General features: G+C 35.0%; 16 protein-coding genes and 4 pseudogenes. 13 read left to right on the forward strand and 7 right to left on the reverse strand.

Features of this window, described 5'->3' with window-relative positions; genetic code table 11:
- Positions 1-86 precede the first annotated feature (86 nt).
- The gene (locus LG003_RS14730; RefSeq protein WP_262981046.1) at positions 87-437 is read right to left on the reverse strand and encodes a hypothetical protein; all 351 of its coding nucleotides are present in this window, start codon (positions 435-437) and stop codon (positions 87-89) included.
- A gap of 85 nt (positions 438-522) precedes the next feature.
- On the opposite strand from LG003_RS14730, the pseudogene LG003_RS14735 reads away from it, so the two are divergent.
- Positions 523-1,011: pseudogene (locus tag LG003_RS14735) on the forward strand (tyrosine-type recombinase/integrase); the annotation flags it as partial.
- Positions 1,012-1,282: 271 nt separating this feature from the next.
- Here LG003_RS14735 and LG003_RS14740 read toward each other — a convergent pair.
- Together LG003_RS14740 and LG003_RS14745 are read right to left on the reverse strand one after the other, a co-directional pair.
- Entirely contained in the window at positions 1,283-1,909 is a 627-nt protein-coding gene (locus tag LG003_RS14740; protein ID WP_262981077.1) for a tail fiber assembly protein, read from the reverse strand.
- Between the two features lie 230 nt (positions 1,910-2,139).
- Positions 2,140-2,758, reverse strand: a pseudogene (locus tag LG003_RS14745) (tail fiber protein); the annotation flags it as partial.
- Positions 2,759-3,351: 593 nt separating this feature from the next.
- On the opposite strand from LG003_RS14745, the gene LG003_RS14750 reads away from it, so the two are divergent.
- Both LG003_RS14750 and LG003_RS14755 read left to right on the forward strand, forming a co-directional pair.
- Positions 3,352-4,041 (forward strand): XRE family transcriptional regulator, encoded by a 690-nt coding sequence (locus LG003_RS14750; RefSeq protein ID WP_262981047.1) that lies wholly within the window; start codon positions 3,352-3,354, stop codon positions 4,039-4,041.
- 9 nt (positions 4,042-4,050) lie between these two features.
- Positions 4,051-5,199 (forward strand): type I restriction endonuclease, encoded by a 1,149-nt coding sequence (locus tag LG003_RS14755; protein ID WP_262981048.1) that lies wholly within the window; start codon positions 4,051-4,053, stop codon positions 5,197-5,199.
- A 523-nt stretch (positions 5,200-5,722) separates the two neighbouring features.
- Here LG003_RS14755 and LG003_RS14760 read toward each other — a convergent pair.
- Both LG003_RS14760 and LG003_RS14765 read right to left on the reverse strand, forming a co-directional pair.
- Positions 5,723-6,604 (reverse strand): phage tail protein, encoded by an 882-nt coding sequence (locus tag LG003_RS14760; protein ID WP_112876943.1) that lies wholly within the window; start codon positions 6,602-6,604, stop codon positions 5,723-5,725.
- A gap of 243 nt (positions 6,605-6,847) precedes the next feature.
- Complete coding sequence (locus tag LG003_RS14765; RefSeq protein WP_113048417.1) at positions 6,848-7,036, reverse strand: hypothetical protein; 189 nt, start codon at positions 7,034-7,036, stop codon at positions 6,848-6,850.
- Positions 7,037-7,146: 110 nt separating this feature from the next.
- On the opposite strand from LG003_RS14765, the gene LG003_RS14770 reads away from it, so the two are divergent.
- The 4 genes from LG003_RS14770 (at position 7,147) to LG003_RS14785 (ending at position 11,611) form a co-directional block, all read left to right on the forward strand.
- Complete coding sequence (locus LG003_RS14770; RefSeq protein WP_262981049.1) at positions 7,147-7,743, forward strand: serine acetyltransferase; 597 nt, start codon at positions 7,147-7,149, stop codon at positions 7,741-7,743.
- 35 nt (positions 7,744-7,778) lie between these two features.
- Positions 7,779-8,687 (forward strand): lipopolysaccharide core biosynthesis protein RfaZ, encoded by a 909-nt coding sequence (locus tag LG003_RS14775; protein WP_262981050.1) that lies wholly within the window; start codon positions 7,779-7,781, stop codon positions 8,685-8,687.
- An 834-nt stretch (positions 8,688-9,521) separates the two neighbouring features.
- Complete coding sequence (locus LG003_RS14780; RefSeq protein ID WP_262981051.1) at positions 9,522-10,196, forward strand: helix-turn-helix transcriptional regulator; 675 nt, start codon at positions 9,522-9,524, stop codon at positions 10,194-10,196.
- A gap of 746 nt (positions 10,197-10,942) precedes the next feature.
- Positions 10,943-11,611 (forward strand): LuxR C-terminal-related transcriptional regulator, encoded by a 669-nt coding sequence (locus LG003_RS14785; protein WP_112876939.1) that lies wholly within the window; start codon positions 10,943-10,945, stop codon positions 11,609-11,611.
- A 221-nt stretch (positions 11,612-11,832) separates the two neighbouring features.
- On the opposite strand, the pseudogene LG003_RS14790 reads toward LG003_RS14785, so the two are convergent.
- Positions 11,833-12,021 (reverse strand): annotated as a pseudogene (locus LG003_RS14790) (DUF6392 family protein); the annotation flags it as partial.
- Positions 12,022-12,058: 37 nt separating this feature from the next.
- A pseudogene (locus tag LG003_RS14795) lies at positions 12,059-13,074 on the reverse strand (PAAR domain-containing protein); the annotation flags it as partial.
- Between the two features lie 932 nt (positions 13,075-14,006).
- On the opposite strand from LG003_RS14795, the gene LG003_RS14800 reads away from it, so the two are divergent.
- The 6 genes from LG003_RS14800 (at position 14,007) to LG003_RS14825 (ending at position 17,367) form a co-directional block, all read left to right on the forward strand.
- The gene (locus LG003_RS14800; RefSeq protein ID WP_262981052.1) at positions 14,007-14,699 is read left to right on the forward strand and encodes a PAS domain-containing protein; all 693 of its coding nucleotides are present in this window, start codon (positions 14,007-14,009) and stop codon (positions 14,697-14,699) included.
- 50 nt (positions 14,700-14,749) lie between these two features.
- Positions 14,750-15,430, forward strand: a complete 681-nt coding sequence (locus LG003_RS14805) for a helix-turn-helix transcriptional regulator (protein ID WP_262981053.1) — start codon at positions 14,750-14,752, stop codon at positions 15,428-15,430.
- Between the two features lie 29 nt (positions 15,431-15,459).
- Positions 15,460-15,669 (forward strand): hypothetical protein, encoded by a 210-nt coding sequence (locus LG003_RS14810; RefSeq protein ID WP_315903389.1) that lies wholly within the window; start codon positions 15,460-15,462, stop codon positions 15,667-15,669.
- Positions 15,670-15,717: 48 nt separating this feature from the next.
- Positions 15,718-16,398 carry a helix-turn-helix transcriptional regulator gene (locus tag LG003_RS14815; RefSeq protein ID WP_262981054.1) on the forward strand — a complete coding sequence of 227 codons (681 nt, stop codon included), beginning with the start codon at positions 15,718-15,720 and terminating at the stop codon, positions 16,396-16,398.
- Between the two features lie 29 nt (positions 16,399-16,427).
- Positions 16,428-16,610, forward strand: coding sequence for a hypothetical protein (locus LG003_RS14820; protein WP_315903390.1), 183 nt, complete (start codon positions 16,428-16,430; stop codon positions 16,608-16,610).
- Positions 16,611-16,686: 76 nt separating this feature from the next.
- Positions 16,687-17,367, forward strand: a complete 681-nt coding sequence (locus LG003_RS14825; protein ID WP_262981055.1) for a helix-turn-helix transcriptional regulator — start codon at positions 16,687-16,689, stop codon at positions 17,365-17,367.
- Positions 17,368-17,395 lie beyond the last annotated feature (28 nt).

Genomic DNA, 17,395 nt, shown 5'->3' on the forward strand with positions numbered 1-17,395 from the left:
ACGGTCAGCACCCCAGAGTTCATCTTGTTTTGTCATTTCTGACAGAACATTGTTCATTGCGCGCGTAGTTGAATAGTCAGTCATTTTTAACCCCTTAGCTCATCAAAATATTTTCTTTCGGCCTCTTCAGCCATGGCAGAGTAATGCCCTCCGGGATCATGAAAAATATCGTTAAGATTAATAGGGTTACCCAATTTATCATTTAACCTGTTCATGATTGCTTTTACGCTTTTTCTATGTTGTTTGGTTTCTTTCTGCAAATAACCAAACATAGATAAGCAATAACGTTCGTCATTGACGATAATATTTCCTCCATCAAGTAATGAGCGAGCTAAAAAATCGTCCATGTCGATGTTATTGAGTGCTGCCGACTCATAAATCCGTTTCACTTTTTCATCAAAATGCATTGTCGGGTAGTTTTGATGAAACTCATTCACCAACAAATCATCGTAATGTCTGTCAATTTCTCTCCTGTTGTTGTTTGAATTTTGAACCACCGGAGAGTTATTGACAGAACTCCAAGAAGAGATTAAACGCTTGTTGGATGCCTGCGATGATTCCAAAAATAAAGACCTAGGTCATGTTGTACGTATATGTCTTGCAACCGGGGCCCGATGGGGAGAGGCACAAAAATTAACTCAATCCCAAGTAATGAAATACAAAGTAACATTCACAAAAACAAAAAGTAGCAAAAATCGTACAGTGCCAATATCAAAACGCTTATACGATAGATTACCGAAGCGCCGAGGAATTCTGTTTTCGAACTGTTACGACGCCTTTGAAGGAGCATTATCAAGAGCGGGAATAAGCCTCCCGGATGGACAATTAACTCATGTGCTCCGTCATACATTTGCATCACATTTTATGACGCGGGGCGGTAATATTTTAGTGCTACAACAAATATTGGGTCACAGCACTATAAATATGACAATGCGCTATGCACACTTTGCTCCAGAGCATCTCGATTTGGCACTAACTCTCAACCCTTATGATCAGATTGAAGATGACTGATTTCAAGTGGCGACAACATCATATATAGCTCTACATTAATGCACATATATAAAATATAACTAACTGATTTAACTTAACTTATTGTTTCTTAAAATGCTGTGATGGTTTTTAAAATCCCTCGGCCTTAAGGCTGTGCGGGTTCAAGTCCCGCCCTGGGCACCAAATAAAAATTTGCTGTAAAACAGTGAGTTAGGGAAAAGAAAAGGCCACCGCAAGGTGGCTTTTTTTCGTGATGGAAATCACTATTCACTATATCCTTTCATTATACTCTTTACCTCGGCAGTTCCGGCCATTCAATATCGGGAGACAGCGAAATATTTACTCTATTGAGCATTACCCTGTATTTTTTCCATGTCAGTAAAGCGGATTTTTCTACTTCGGTAGCGATATTTAAATCAACAGCATCTTGCAGTAATGCAATGGATTCATTCGCGTGTCGCAACAGAATTACACGCTGCTGCCCCGCTTGTTCAATCTGATTTGCTTTTAGAGCTACATTATCAGTGACCCATTTTGTGCCATCCCATTTATCAAAATCGGTGGTCGGTTGCTTGAAGGTCAGAGTTTCAGGCAATTCACCCAGTTCAGTGATTTTCTGTTGAATTCGTGTTAACGTGCCGTAAGCTATTTTCCCCCGATAATCAGGGACGATTTCCCAACACTTACCGTCTTCACTGCGACAAACAGCCACATCATCAGAATCGGGAAAGTCTGGTGCATCTAAATAAGAATTCGCTGACAAACTGACACCGAGCATGACATATTCAATATCAGCGTGAGTAAATTCTCTTGTTATTTGATCCGTGTGATAAACTTTTATCCAGCCAGCTTGAATTGCTAATCCGTCTTCACCCAATACGGCGGTTTCATGTTCTAAAGCGTATTTTTGTTCTGTCATTATGCTGCATGCTGCTGCTCTCACTATGTAGTTAAATGCTATATTACGGGGCCTCGATACCCCTATAAATGCGGAATTTGCAATCCAATCTGCCTGAGCTTTATAATATACAGCTTTTACCGAAGTATTTTTATTTTGGGGAATATCCCACTGCAATTTTGCAAACTCATTACGTGAGAGAGTAATCATAAAATTATTAGCCCGATCAACATTCTGTAGCAAATAAGCCCCTTCCTGCCATGACAATATTGAACGAGATGGATCCACATTTCGACCACTGTCCCAGCCACGGATAAATTCTCCCCTTAGATCGGGCAATCTGCCGTCAGGATAAGCTTCTGCTAACTTTGGGTACTGTAATTTATTGAAAAATGCACCGTTACAAACGAGATAGTTGATAGGTGGATAGGGTAACGGCCACGGAATGGGGGAACCCACAGGGATATTAATTTCTTCACGTAATGAATTTATTATTTCCTGAGCAAGTTTTTGTGTAACAGCCAATGTATTGCTATTGCCAACCTCATTTGTAAGTTGAACAATACCTTTCTGTGTTAATGAGGCATCAGGAACCTTTGTTTTTTGTTCCAGTGCTCTATTTAATTGAGCGTTGAGTTTCTCTATATTCCCATCATCCAGAACATCATTGCCAGAGTGTGTGGCGATAAAATTAGCGACTACAGAAGATATCGTGGACGACTGACGTAATGCCTTATTTAGCATATCAGTAGTAATACCATCTTGTGGAAACCCAGTCTGCAAATTCTGATTTTCTTCATATTTTTCTTGGCTAATTACATTAGCATTATCACCAATAGAAAAAGCTTTAAAATCATTTTTTTTACTCATGTATTTACTCCTTAAACAAAAAATATCTTTTATAATCAATATACTTAATTACTGTAAAAATAATCTGTCTGCAATTCATTTAAATTAAAGTCTAGTTCAGAAAGGAGAGTAATACAGCATTCCTATTTATTAGGAGATTGACTGTTTTTATATAATTAGCAACAATAAGTAATTAAATATTTTAGAATGAAAAACATGCCCAAACCATTTATATTTAACATCTGAAAACCATTTTGTTCTTATAATATTAATCAACATTGACCTTCCTTATTCTATGACAATTAGTCTATTATTGATGCATACTCCCAAAAATTATCCATAATTAATATTATATTTCTACTCGGAAAAACTCTTAATACAACGCTTCAATTCTATAGCCCATTTCCTGATCATTGGCAGTTTTTAATAATATTTAAAATTTCCTCTAATACATTATTAACCTTGCTAACTATTAGCATTGTTATTTTTCAAAACCAGTATGCTCATAAAGGTTTTCTTTTTTTACTAAAAACAACAAACAAAATACAATAAATACTTTAAAAATAAAGTTTTGCTTGCTATAAAAATAAAAGCCTCGCTTATATATTTAAGGCATGAAAACAATGCACGAAAGAATCAAGCAAGCTCGGCTTGCAAAAAAATTAACTCAAGCTGAACTAGCAGATATGCTTGGCGTTACTCCACAGTCTGTACAACAGTGGGAATCAAACACAGAACCAAGAAAATCGAGGCTAACAACATTAGCATCTATCCTTGGCGCTGATGTGAACTGGCTTTTATTTGGCGAAACACTCAAAAAGGGTGCGGACCAAGTTCCACCTGATAGCGAGGCGCAATGGGACAACAACATGCTACTAGATGGCGATGAGGTGAAGGTGCCGTTCTTAAAGGATATTGAATTCTCATGCAGCAATGGTGGGTGTATTGATGCGGATTATAACAGCTTTAAGTTAAGATTTTCCAAAGCAACATTAAGAAAAATTGGCGCCCCAACTGACGGCTCTACAATTATTTGTTTTCCTGCCAAGGGCGACAGCATGGAGCCAGTTATCCCGGATGGAACAACAATAGCAGTAGATATCTCTAATAAGAAAATTATTGATGGAAAAGTGTATGCGATTGAACAGGATGGATTAAAGCGTCTTAAATGTCTTTACAGACGCCCGAGAGGAAAATTACTTATCAGAAGTTATAACCGTGATGAATACGAAGATGAAGTTGCAGATGAAGATCAAGTGAACATCATCGGGAGAATGTTCTGGTATTCCGTTTTAGATTATTAAGGTTATGGAATGGACAATTTTAAGATAAAAATAAAACATCATGTTGACCACGTTAAGAGTGCGGGCCAACACTGCACCACCGAAGAAACAACTAAGCAAGCATTAATATTACCTTTTTTAGATATTCTTGGGTTCAGTCCGTATGACCCTCAAAAAGTTAAAGCCGAATACGGAGCGGATTTCCCCGGGTTAAAAGCAAATGAGCGGGTTGATTATGCCTTGTTTTGCCAAGGTGTCCCAGTTATGTTTATTGAAGCAAAGGGATACAGCGAAAAGCTAGATAACCACTGTCCTCAGTTATCCAGATACTTTAATTCTACTCCAGAAGTGACTATTTCAGCAATTACAAATGGATTAGAGTGGCGTTTCTTTACCGATTTAAAACAAAAAAACGTAATGGACCCTACCCCATTCTTACGCATTAAAATGGATGAAGTTAGCGATGCGGATGTAGGCCAGCTCTATCGATTTAGACACGATAAATTCAAACCGGAAGCACTAAGAACGCTTGCAGAGGAAAGTGTTTACTTATCCGCTTTTACTAAAACCATCAGCACTAGCTTAAGAGATGTTGATAGTGAATTTGTGAGATACGTTGCCAATCGATCTAATGTCGAACGCCAACTAAATCAGCGCTTTATTGAATCAATCACCCCGTTGGTAAAACAAGCTGTTGAGAAATCTGTCAGCGCAATGGTGGTTTCCGGTCTTTCAAATAAACATGTTCCAATTGATGGAGTTCAAGACGAGATAGAACCTCAAGAGAATCCGAAAGAACCAGATGAGATAGTAGATCTAGATAACCCTAATATTGTCACCACTAAAAACGAATTAACTCTATATGAAAAAGCAAAATCAATAGTCGGGGATTCTGTTGATTTGCAATACAAGGATACAGAATCTTACTTTGGTATCCTTTATCAAGGAAAATCAAATAGATGGATAATAAGATACTTTGACAAGAAGAATAAACCTTATATCCAAATACCTATTGAGCTAACTGATATATTAGCCAACGAAGTTAATAGAGCTGGATTATCTGCTAATAACTCAAGAATATTTATAGAAGCTCCAGAAGATATATTGAGGATAACAGGTATTATCCTTGATGCTTTTGAGTTTGTTAAAAACGACGATAACTTTAGAAAGAAAGCATAATAATTATACCAGCCACCACTCGGTGGCTTTTCTGTCCCATATCCTTCACTATCATCTAAGAATGTCTAAGCAGTCACATTTCTAACAATCAATAAAAATAAACCCACCTTAAAAACAAGTATTACTTGTTTTCATAAACCAATACTTGTATACCCTAATCATCTTAATGACTCGCCACCATTTAGAAGAGCATATCCACAAGTCTGAGGAAAACAACGTAGCATTGTTTTTCTAAGCTGCCTGTATGGCAGTGCACTGTTACATATTAACTCCAACTCACTGACTATCAAAGAATATATTTATCAAAAGCAAAAAAACCCTTTTTTATGAGAGAAATTAAATTTCATTAAAAATCAATGAATTATAGTTGGTCATTAAAAAAGGGTAAAATTTAGGTTCGGGGAAATATCATTTTTTCAGTTACATTTTACCCTTTGCAGCCAACATGCTTGTCCATCAACAAGCAAAATTCCCATATCCTAGGATGCTTCTATATTCTGGCTATCAAGCGTATTTTCAGCCATTACTCTGCTCTCACTATGTAGCTAAATGCGATATTGCGAGGTCTTGATACCCCTATATAAGTTGCAGTGGTGGTCCAAGTCCCAGGGCCTGCTGTAGCAGCCCTAGCCCTTAATGAAATGGTTTTATTTTGCGGAATATCCCACTGTAATGCCACACGATCATTACGTGAAAAATTAACAACATTATCAGCTCCACCAGCTTCCTGTAGTAAATAAGACCCCTCCTGCAACTTCAATAATGAACGTTCTGGATCTATCCCTCGACCATCATCCCATCCGCGGATAAATTCGCCCCTTAAATCAGGTAATCTACCGTCAGGATAAGCTTCCGCCAACTTCGGATACTGCAATCTATTAAATGCTGAACCATTACAAGCGAAATAACCAAACGGTGGATGAGGTAACGGCCACGGAATAGGAGAACCAACAGGAATTTCATTGGCTGTTTTAATCCGATTATCTATCTCTTCGCGGGTATATTCACGTAATGAATTTATGACTTCCTGAACAAGCTTTTGTGTAACCGCCAATGTGTTGCTATCGCCAATCACATTTGTAAGCTGAACAACGCCCTTTTGTGTTAATGAAGCACTGGGAATGTCTGTTGTAATTTTTTGCTCTAGCGCTTTATTTAATTGATCGGTGAGTTTGGCTATATTTCCATCATCCAGAACATCATTGCCAGATCGTGTCGCGATAAAATCAGCCACGACAGATGATATGGTTGACGCTTGACGTAATACCTTATTTAACAAGTGAGTGGGAACATTATCTGGTGTAAATCCACTCTTCAAACTTTGGTTTTCTTCATATTTTCCTTGATTTACCACATTCGCATTATCACCAATAGAAAAAGCCTTAAAATCATTCTTATAACTCATGTACTTTCTCCTAAAATTAAATAATATTATTTTATAATCAATATATTAAATTATTGTAAAAGCAATCCCTCTTGCAATTCGCGCCAATCAAGTCTAGTTCAGAAAAATAATAATGCAGTGTTTTTATTACTTACAAGGTTAATTATTTTTATATAATTGCTAGCAATCAGTAATTCAACATTAGAAACTACATCCAGAAATTTATCTATTAATACCAATTCAGTATCACTATTGACACTTTAATTACTGATAATTTAAAAAATTTCCAACTTTAATTAATACGATTTGAGCAAGAGCAATACCAAACTTATGATCTTTCCAGTACGTTGCTGTTCCTACCGCAATATCAGCGTTGGCAACAATTGAAATTGTGCCTGTGTTTACTGAATTTACGTCATTTGCACTTGACGGTGGTTTTTTCTTGGGATTCACTTGTATTTCGTCAACAAAAATTCACATAGCTAGGTTTGCCAAATCGATTTATTTGGCTAAATTCAACATTTTTAATATAATCCATGTCTGAAAAATGATACGGCTAATCAGTGCAAGGTATTGATAAAAAAATGAACACGGTGTTATCACATAAAGAAGAGCTAAGCCATTTAAAAGCATGTTTACTCAGCGAAGTTATCTGTTCACGGACATCGTTTTCATGGTTCAAAACAATCCATCGAGTCCTTAAATGCCCAGACCGCAGGTTCTATTTCTGGTGGAGAATTGCTAATTATTTATACAGGACAAATAAAGCCAAGAAAATCTCAATTCGTATCAATAGAAATTTAAGAAATAAATATGGATGTGATTTAGGATTAGGCTCCTATATAGGAAAAAATTTACGTATATCTCATTATGTTGGCATTGTTATTTCCCGCACTTGCGTTATTGGTGATAACTTTCATATTTTACAAAATACAACCATTGGCGTTCTTAATGAAGATACTCAAGGGAAAATAAGTATAGGTGATAATGTAAAAATAGGTGCAAACTCTTGTATTATAAGTGATAATATAACAATTGGAGATAATGTCTACATAGGCGCAATGTCATTTGTTAATAAAGATATCCCTGCTAATTGTATTGCATATACACCTAAATCTCAAAATGAGATAAAGATAAAAAAGCAAAAAATAAATAATTGAATATTCCAATTTAAAATGAACAATGGGACTACAATATGTTTTTTAAATATAAATATCTTTTAAAACTAGGTATGCTCTGTAAGCAGAATATAACAAAATCAATATACAGAAATGTATCCAGTAAAAAAATGAAACACAATATGAACTTTTGGCCTCACATAAAGATCTCAAGAAACATTAATGGCAAAATCGACTCCGTTTCATTCAATAAGAAAAATATAAACATCAATGAATTCCCAAAAAAATCAGAAAAACCCTTAATCATTATTGCATCTGGACCGTCGGTATCTACCATCAAAACAGATTTTTTTGATGATACCACATTTGATATTATGGGTGTTAACGGCTCGTATGAATTATCACCAGAAGTGAAATTCAAATACCATGTTATAATTGACCGCACATTCATTCTAAATAGGAAGAATATCGTTTTAAATATATTAAAAGACGATGAATTGATACTCTTCACAACAATGGATTGTCTCAATGATATCTTAATTCATTACGGCTATCTTAAATTAACATGTAAAGTCATTATTATTGAGAACATTGACCAGCCAGTTTATCAAGAGGAAAAAGAACTTTTTGAAATAAAGAGTGATGAAATAATAATACAGAATAGTGTAGCATTCTCATTAAACTTAAATCTCGGATTCTACAACGGAACAACAGTTGCATATTCCGCTCTGCAAATAGCATTGTTTTTGGACTATAAAAAAATATATTTCGCAGGTCTAGATATGAACAATTTTTCGAAACCAAGATTTTATGAAGCCCAAAATGATCAGCTAGATACCAAATTAAATAATAACTTACATGATTTCATCATTCCTTGTTTCAACCTAGCTCATGAAATAGCAATAAAAAGAGGAGTTAAAATTTATAATCTATCGAAAAATAGCGCTATAAATTCATTTGAAAAGTTAGATTATAGGGAAATTTAAGTAATTATACCCGTCATCTTTCAAGTTGCCTCTTTGTTGGCTGCATTCACTCACCCCGGTCACATAGTTTGCTATGCTCCCGGGGATTCACTCCCTTGCCGTCGCGATGCATCTTGAAATCCATAGGGTATATAACCATTCATCAATAATTACCATCGAAAAAAAATAAGTATTACCAGCTATCATTGAACATTCATAAAAAACACCCTTATTAAATAATTTTTCTGTAAAATAATACCCATAAATATATTTTTTTATTTAAAGTTTTTCTATTAAATAATAAAGAATTTAATTAATAGTTATTTTCCCTTGAAAAACAAATTGTTGTTCTATGCTATAGAATCAAATCATGTTAAGTAGAGTTATTACTTAAATCATTCAGATAATGTCTTAAGTAATCACCAAGGATTTACTATGCAAAATATAAAAAGTAAACTAAACAGTATCACTTTAATCTTAACTTGTACGAAGAATAAAAATAGAGTCATTTAAACATATAAATTATATTTGATAATCTTAAAATATGAACAAGAATTCCTCCACTAAGATAAAACATACTTTGAAACGATGCAGAGTCACTTTGCTAGAAACTCACTCATTTGGAGACCACTACAAGAAAAATAACTACCCTCTTTTACACCCTATATACCCAATGGATTTCAAGATGCATCGCGACGGCAAGGGAGTGAATCCCCGGGAGCATAGCAAACTATGTGACCGGGGTGAGCGAGTGCAGCCAACAAAAAGGCAACTTGAAGGATAACGGGTATAAATATTGATCACTTAGGGTTGCCGAGTATTATAAATTTATCATCACTATAATAGGTCTTAATCATGAAAAAAATTAATGGAACATATATTTCATCACAAATAATAAACACGATGGAAGCAAGCAATGAACCGTGGGGAATCAAAGATAAAAATTCACGCTTTATTTATGCTAACCTGGCCCTAAGATCTATTCAAAACATTCCAACGTCATTTGATTATGAAGGGCTTTTTGATGACGAACTTCCCTGGAGTGGAGCGGAGTTTGCGAAAGAATTTATTGATCATGATAAAATTGTAATAACAAAAGGGAAAAGAATCTGTTCACTTGAAACATATACATATGGAAAAGGAAAAATCTTATCGTCTTACTTCCAAGAAAAATTACCACTATATAACGATGCAAAGGAATGTATAGGCATATTTTTTCATGGATGGAAAGCCAAAGATTTTTCATTAATTAACTTACATCAATATTATAACGAGCTGCCCACTTCTATTATATTTCACCCACCAACAGATTCTTTTACCCAACGTGAATGGGATATTATTTTCTTCTTTTTACAAAAATACACCAGGAAACAGATTGGAAAAATATTAAATATCTCTTATCATACAGTTGAATCCCATATGACCAATATATATCACAAGATAGGTGTTGACTCCAACCAACAACTGGAAGAATACTGTCTCATCAACAATTTTAAACGCTATGTACCCGAAAAATTTTTACTATCTTAATGATTTTATTTACTATTTTTTAATCATAAAAAACATGATTAAATAGTTTATCGCTGTCGGTATAATACAATCTTACCATCAATGGATGGTAAGATTATTTCAAATTATACCGGCATAATTTTCATATATTAAAAATATCAGTTACATAAACAGCTTAATGCCTATTTAATTTTTAGAAAAAATAATTATTTCCTGTTACATTTCCTCATATTTGAAATTCACATCTTAAATAAATTTAAATTTAATTAAAAGAAAGAATTAGCCATTTCTCTCTATTATAAAACACAGCTATTTTAAATATCATAAACAAATAAATCATTTAAATAATCACCTAAATAATAAAATGTCATATTAACTATAAATTACAACAAAAATAATACCATTATTGAACTAATTTACCTGTGTAAAAAAGGCAATAATTTCCAATAAAAATAATTATTTATCAAAAATCCCCCTCCCTATTCTCTACCAATATCACAATTTTCCTAAGAATTAGGATATTGAAAGATTTTTAACTGGTAAATTACCTTCATCTATTGTAGAAAACACAGTTAATTATAGTAAGAAAATTTACCCAAAATTAAATCTACAATGTCATATACAACTAAACAATTCTCGTAATAAAAACAACCATAATAATTATTTTATGAAAAAGCCTGTTATTGCTGGTAATAAAGTATTAAACTGACAATATGATTCAAACATATCACGACTTAAACCCAAAATAGGTAAAAAGGAACTATAATATGAGTAATCACATAACTATATCATCTCAAGTTATTAATACACTGGCAGTAAGCAACGAGCCTTGGGGAATTAAAGATAAAAATTCATGCTTTATTTACGGTAATCTAGCATTAAAATCTCTTCAGAACTTTTCAAATTCATTTGAATTTGAAGGGGTCTATGAAAATGAACTTCCTTGGGATAGCGCTAAATTTTCGGAACAATTTATTAATCATGACAAAAAGGTAATAGAAAAACAGCAGAGAATATGCTCAATCGAAACCCATATATTTGGCAAAGAGAAAATCCTATCGTCTTACTTTTTCGAAAAATCACCTTTTTACCATAAAGATGGAGATTGCATCGGAGTCATATATCATGGTTGGAAAGCACAAAACTATTCATTATCCTATTTACATCAATACCACAACAAACTTCCCGCCTCAATTATGCTGCAACCACCAACTGATCTTTTTACTCAACGTGAATGGGATGTCATTTTCCTCTTTTTACAGAAAAATACCAGAAAGCAGATTGGACGGATACTGAATCTGGCCTATCGCACTGTTGAATCTTATATGACTCGGATATACCGTAAGATAGGGGTTAATTCCAGCCAACAACTGGAAGCGTATTGTCGAGCCAATAATTTCAATCACTATATACCGGAAAAGTTTTTATTGTCTTAGATTACGTATTTATTCCTAGTTTTTTCATGTTGTTCTTATTCATTATTAATGGAGAAAATAACCCGCCCTGTTGGAATATTTTATTTAAAAATATTATATACCCTATGGATTTCAAGATACATCGCGACGGCAAGGGAGCGAGTCCCCGGGAGCATAGCGAACTATGTGACCGGGGTGAGCGAGTGCAGCCAACAAAGAGGCAACTTGAAAGATGACGGGTATATAGCAAACAGAATCTTACCATCCCTCTTAAAAGCCAAATACATCCCTTCTTTAATCATATCCAAAGTGATATCAGGATCTCCTGGGTATCCTGTTGGCTTGGTCTTATAAGGAATTAACCCTTTATCAAAAATTTCCTGATAAGACTTACCCAAGAAATTAATCAATGCTTCAATGTTGGCCGCCATTATTTGTATAACTCCTGTTCCTGATTAAGTTTGTGCGTTCATAATTACCGGTAGTCGGATTCAATCTCATCATACGAACTGGCACTTTATCCAAACCACTTTCCGGGCTGACGTGATAGCCCTGAACCGTCATCCTTCCGCTTTTTTCATCTCTGATCCAACGAAAGCGAACACGAGTCGGCGCTTTACCGGACCGTTCCGCAATTTCACTCAGGTGATACCGATCTAAATAGTCCTCTTCGCCTTGATTTAGCTCCGATGAATAAAACAGTCCCATTAATCCGACTGTCAACGGATTCGGTGCCGCCAGCCAGCGCCCAGCACTGGTAACGCCACCACCAACGTAACGCATCACCAATGCTTCACCGTCCGCTACCGCACCGCGAGCAATGGCGGCCACAGCGGTAACGGCGGCTTCGGCCTTATCTTTGCTACCGCTAAACCACCGCTTATACCACGGTAATTTTTTATCCTGCGGCTTATCCGGTTTGGCGGGTATTTCTTGCCCTGTGGAGGCTGTTCAGGCTCTTGTGCCGTGACCGGCGCAGGAGATGACGGCACCTGATATATCGCTATCCTGCCAAAATTATTTGCCGGTTCAGTCTCCGTACCGGCATCAGTACAACCTTTGGCCCGTTGGCGGGATTTGGCAAATACCGGGATCGGAGGCGGAAGCTCCTGCGTTACTGGTGGAGGACTGGGCTGAATATCCCTCACTTCCTTCACCGGTGATGAGAAGTTCTGCGCCGCCATTACCGCTTGTTGACGAGGCTGATCCTGCTTCTCATAGCTGTCCATCTCAGAATTAATAAACCGGGTCCGACAGGGGAAAGTGCTGACACTATCCAGTGTACCGGCCAACTTTCGCCCCATGTCAAACATATCGGATACACCACCGACAATGATGTAAGTACCGGGATGCTTACCACAGGTAACCTTATCCCCTTCGCGAGCCGTTGCGCGTCCATTAAATGTCATGGTGTGGTCACCAGTAATAATCTGTCCGCCACAGGTGGTTTTGTCACCAACCAGCAGGAAATATCCTATTGCCATCTATTCACTTCTCCATTGACTTACCACATGAAGCATGGGTTTAACTAAAATCATTGCCATATTATTACCACTTAAGTGTTAAGTGATGACCAATAATGCAACAAATTTAAGTTAAAAAATATAGGAATATTCTGAAGTTAATGAAAATCAGGTCAAATTTTTACCTCCGGCGTTACCTCGCCGGCACTGTCAAAGCAGAAAATCATTGATACAAACTGCGGGATATGGGGTAAGAACGTGATTGTAACAAACATCTAAGTGGAACTTGAAATGCAACTTTATATCTCGGACTATACCATTTTAAGTAAGTTTTTTATTTAATTATTCTTCGATAATTTAATTTTATAGAATTTACCTAACCTTAATTTTATTTAAGAATAGCCATTGTCCGCAGTAGGCAAATTCAAACTCGGTTTTTAGATTGAAAACTCTATTTAGTTGATTATTCTGATAATTCCAAAATATGGTTTATCTAATTACAATGCTCTACATACGCCGTTTAAAAAGCATTCTTTAATTGATCGAATATTATTCCGATTAAATGCCATTTTTTCGCCATTATTCCGCTCCAAAAATAACACCTTCTTTTTCATCCTATTACCTATCATCGTTATAACAACCACTCCCTCACGCTTTGGTTAATGACAGAAAATTTTTGATCTACGTCACTTAATTACTCATGATTTAAAAAGCTTATTCATTAATTTTGCTGTTTAGTAAGTAAACTAAAATGTTTTTATACAAAATAGTATTTTTAGTTATATTCGTTAATGTTAAAAGTATCATTATATAACAATAAAAGGCTTAATTAATAAATATATGTATTTTGACGAGCAAGTTATTATATTCTATTATATTACCAAGGCATTTTGAGTATAATTAGTTAACAAACATGTCAGATAACAACTGAAATAATCGTTCAGGAGTCACCAATGCAACATATAAAAAACAGACCTAATAATATCACCCCACAATTAATTCATATGTGGGAAAACAGCGATGAACCTTGGGGGGCCAAAGATCTCCAATCAAGATTTATTTACGCCAATTCCGCTTTTTATCAACTACACAATTTGCCTGAAGATTTCGATATTACCGGGCTTACAACAGGTGAATTACCCTCACCTATTGCAGAATATGAAAAAGAATTCCACCGTCAGGATCAAAAAGTTCTTCAAACTATGCAACGCGTTAGTTCACTAGAAACGCATCCATTTGAAGAATATAAGATTAAGCAAATCTATCTTTGTAATAAATACCCACTTTGTGATGAAGATGGCAATTGTATTGGGCTCACTTTTCATATGTGCAAAACCCAAAACTTTTCTACTGCTTACTATTATGATAAAACCCCTCCGGCAACGTTGGAATTTATCGCCCCTAATGACAAATTGACACAAACTGAATGGGAAGTTCTCTTTCTAACTCTGCGCTCATTAGATGAAGAGAAAATCGGTGAAGAGTTAATGATAAGTGCCGAAGATGTGGTTAATCATATTCAGTCAATTTACCAAAAATTCAATTTATCATTACACGAAGAATTGAAAGATTTCTGCAAAGAAAATAAACTTGACGTTTATATTCCCGCAAGATTTGTCACTATAGGTAGTATGGAATTAAATTGATTATAAAATTAAAAATCTAATTTTAAGGTTAGAAAAATAGGGGTAATAACATGGACAATAAACTAATTATTTCATCTCAAGTTATTAATACATTGAAGCAAAGTAATGACCCGTGGGGAATAAAGGATAAAAACTCATGCTTTATTTATGGTAATTTGGCATTAAAATCTCTTAAGAATTTTTCAAGTTCATTTGAATTTGAAGGGCTTTATGAGCATGAATTACCTTGGGATGGGGCCGAATTTGCCAAAGAATACATCGCTCATGATCAAAAGGTGATGGAAAAAGAAGAAAGAGTATGTTTGCTTTTAACACATACTTTTGGAAAAGAACAAATCCTTTCGTCTTATTTTTTTGAAAAATACCCTCTTTATCATGAAGACGGAAGCTGTATGGGAACGATATATCATGGTTGGCAAGCCCAAGATTTCTCATTCACCCGGCTATTTCATGGAAAATTGCCAGCCAATATTATGTTTCAACCACCGACCGATCTCTTTACTCAACGGGAATGGGATGTTATTTTTCTGATGTTACATAAATATACCAGTAAGCAAATCGGTAGAATGTTAAATATTTCCTATCGTACGGTTGAAACCCATATCTCACGCATATATAAACGACTTGGTCTTCATTCTACTCGTCAATTAGAAGATTATTGTCGCACCAATGATTATGATCTCTATGTACCAGAAAGGTTTGTGCATCCAGAAAGCAGAATATTTCCTTAATCCTTAGATTAAAAGGAGTTATCACTAGTATGAAGAAGAACTATGTCATCTCTCCTCAGATTATTAATACAATGGCGATGAACAATGACCCGTTGGGAATAAAGGATAGTTCTTCAAACTTTATCTACGGCAATGCAGCTAAAAAAAATTTATTCATAATTTTAAAAAATTATTTGATTATGAAGGGTTTTATGATCATGAACTATCTTAGGGTTTGGGGTAGTCGTGAGTTAAATTGATTATAAGATTAAAAATCTAATTTTAAGGCTAGAAAGAGGAATGATAACATGGAAAATGAATTAATTATTTCATCTCAAGTTATTAATATAATGGAACAGAGTAATGATCCTTGGGGAATAAAAGATGAAAATTCATGCCTTATTTATGTTAATTTGGCATTAAAATCTCTTCATAATGTTTCAAATTCTTTTAACTATGAAGGGCTTTTCGATTATGAAATTCCTTGGAATGGTGCTGAATTTGCTAAAGAACACGTGACTCAAGATAAAATAGTGATGGAAGAAGAAGAAAGAATATGTTCACTCGAAACACATCTATTTGGGAAAGAACAAATTCTGTCATCCTATTTTTGTGAAAAATATCCTCTTTACCACGAAGACGGAAGCTGTATGGGAACGATATTTCATGGTTGGCAAGTCCAGGATTTCTCATTCACCCGGCTATTTCATGGAAAACTTCCGGCGTCTATATTATTTCAACCACCGACCGATCTCTTTACTCAACGGGAATGGGATGTTATTTTTCTCCTATTACACAAATATACCAGTAAGCAAATCGGTAGGATATTAAATATTTCCTATCGTACGGTTGAAACCCATATCTCACGCATATATAAACGAATGGGTCTTCATTCTAGTCGTCAATTAGAAGAATTTTGTCGCACTAATGATTATGATCTCTATGTACCAGAAAGGTTTGTGCATCCAGAAAGCAGAATGTTTCCTTAATTCTTAGATTAAAAGGAGTTCTCACTGATATGAAGAAGAACTATGCAATATCACCTCAGATTATTAATACAATGGCGATGAACAATGACCCGTTGGGAATAAAGGATAGTTCTTCAAACTTTATCTACGGCAATGCAGCTAAAAAAAAATTTATTCATAATTTTAAACAATTATTTGATTATGAAGGGTTTTATGATCATGAACTACCCTAGGGTTTGAGGTAGTCGTGAGTTAAATTGATTATAAGATTAAAAATCTAATTTTAAAGCTAGAAAGAGGAATGATAACATGGAAAATGAATTAATTATTTCATCTCAAGTTATTAACACCATGCAGCAAAGTAATGAACCTTGGGCAATCAAAGACAAAAACTCATGTTGGATTTTTGGTAATTTGGCATTCAGACAAATCCAAAATCTCCCAGATTTATTTGATTATGAAGGGAAATATGATACTGAACTCCCTTGGAGCGGAGCTGAATTTGCAAAAGAATTCGTTATTCACGATAAAAATGTTATGAAACAAGAGAAAAGAATATGTTCACTTGAAACACATACATATGGGAAAGATAAATTTCTATCATCTTATTTTTCGGAAAAATATCCAATATATAATGATGAAAATGAATGTATCGGTCTCTTTCTCCATGCATGGAAAGCCCAAGATTTCTCAATTACTCGACTATTTCATGGAAAACTTCCCGCATCTATATTATTTCAACCACCGACCGATCTCTTTACCCAACGGGAATGGGATGTTATTTTCCTCCTATTACACAAATATACCAGTAAGCAAATCGGTAGGATGTTAAATATTTCCTACCGTACGGTTGAAACCCATATCTCACGCATATATAAACGAATTGGTCTTCATTCTAGTCGTCAATTAGAAGAATATTGTCGCACTAATGATTATGATCTCTATGTACCAGAAAGGTTTGTGCATCCAGAAAGCAGAATGTTTCCTTAATCCTTAGATTAAAAGGAGTTATCACTAA

It is taken from the genome of Photorhabdus kleinii, from assembly GCF_025384885.1.
Classification (GTDB): Bacteria; Pseudomonadota; Gammaproteobacteria; order Enterobacterales; family Enterobacteriaceae; genus Photorhabdus; species Photorhabdus kayaii.

Coding starts and splice junctions, on each gene's coding strand:
- LG003_RS14820 (WP_315903390.1), top strand. CDS start 16,428: ATGAAGAAGAACTATGCAATATCACCTCAGATTATTAATACAATGGCG.
- LG003_RS14785 (WP_112876939.1), top strand. CDS start 10,943: ATGAGTAATCACATAACTATATCATCTCAAGTTATTAATACACTGGCA.
- LG003_RS14775 (WP_262981050.1), top strand. CDS start 7,779: ATGTTTTTTAAATATAAATATCTTTTAAAACTAGGTATGCTCTGTAAG.
- LG003_RS14810 (WP_315903389.1), top strand. CDS start 15,460: ATGAAGAAGAACTATGTCATCTCTCCTCAGATTATTAATACAATGGCG.
- LG003_RS14815 (WP_262981054.1), top strand. CDS start 15,718: ATGGAAAATGAATTAATTATTTCATCTCAAGTTATTAATATAATGGAA.
- LG003_RS14805 (WP_262981053.1), top strand. CDS start 14,750: ATGGACAATAAACTAATTATTTCATCTCAAGTTATTAATACATTGAAG.
- LG003_RS14825 (WP_262981055.1), top strand. CDS start 16,687: ATGGAAAATGAATTAATTATTTCATCTCAAGTTATTAACACCATGCAG.
- LG003_RS14740 (WP_262981077.1), bottom strand. CDS start 1,909: ATGACAGAACAAAAATACGCTTTAGAACATGAAACCGCCGTATTGGGT.
- LG003_RS14780 (WP_262981051.1), top strand. CDS start 9,522: ATGAAAAAAATTAATGGAACATATATTTCATCACAAATAATAAACACG.
- LG003_RS14800 (WP_262981052.1), top strand. CDS start 14,007: ATGCAACATATAAAAAACAGACCTAATAATATCACCCCACAATTAATT.
- LG003_RS14760 (WP_112876943.1), bottom strand. CDS start 6,604: ATGAGTTATAAGAATGATTTTAAGGCTTTTTCTATTGGTGATAATGCG.
- LG003_RS14755 (WP_262981048.1), top strand. CDS start 4,051: ATGGACAATTTTAAGATAAAAATAAAACATCATGTTGACCACGTTAAG.
- LG003_RS14750 (WP_262981047.1), top strand. CDS start 3,352: ATGAAAACAATGCACGAAAGAATCAAGCAAGCTCGGCTTGCAAAAAAA.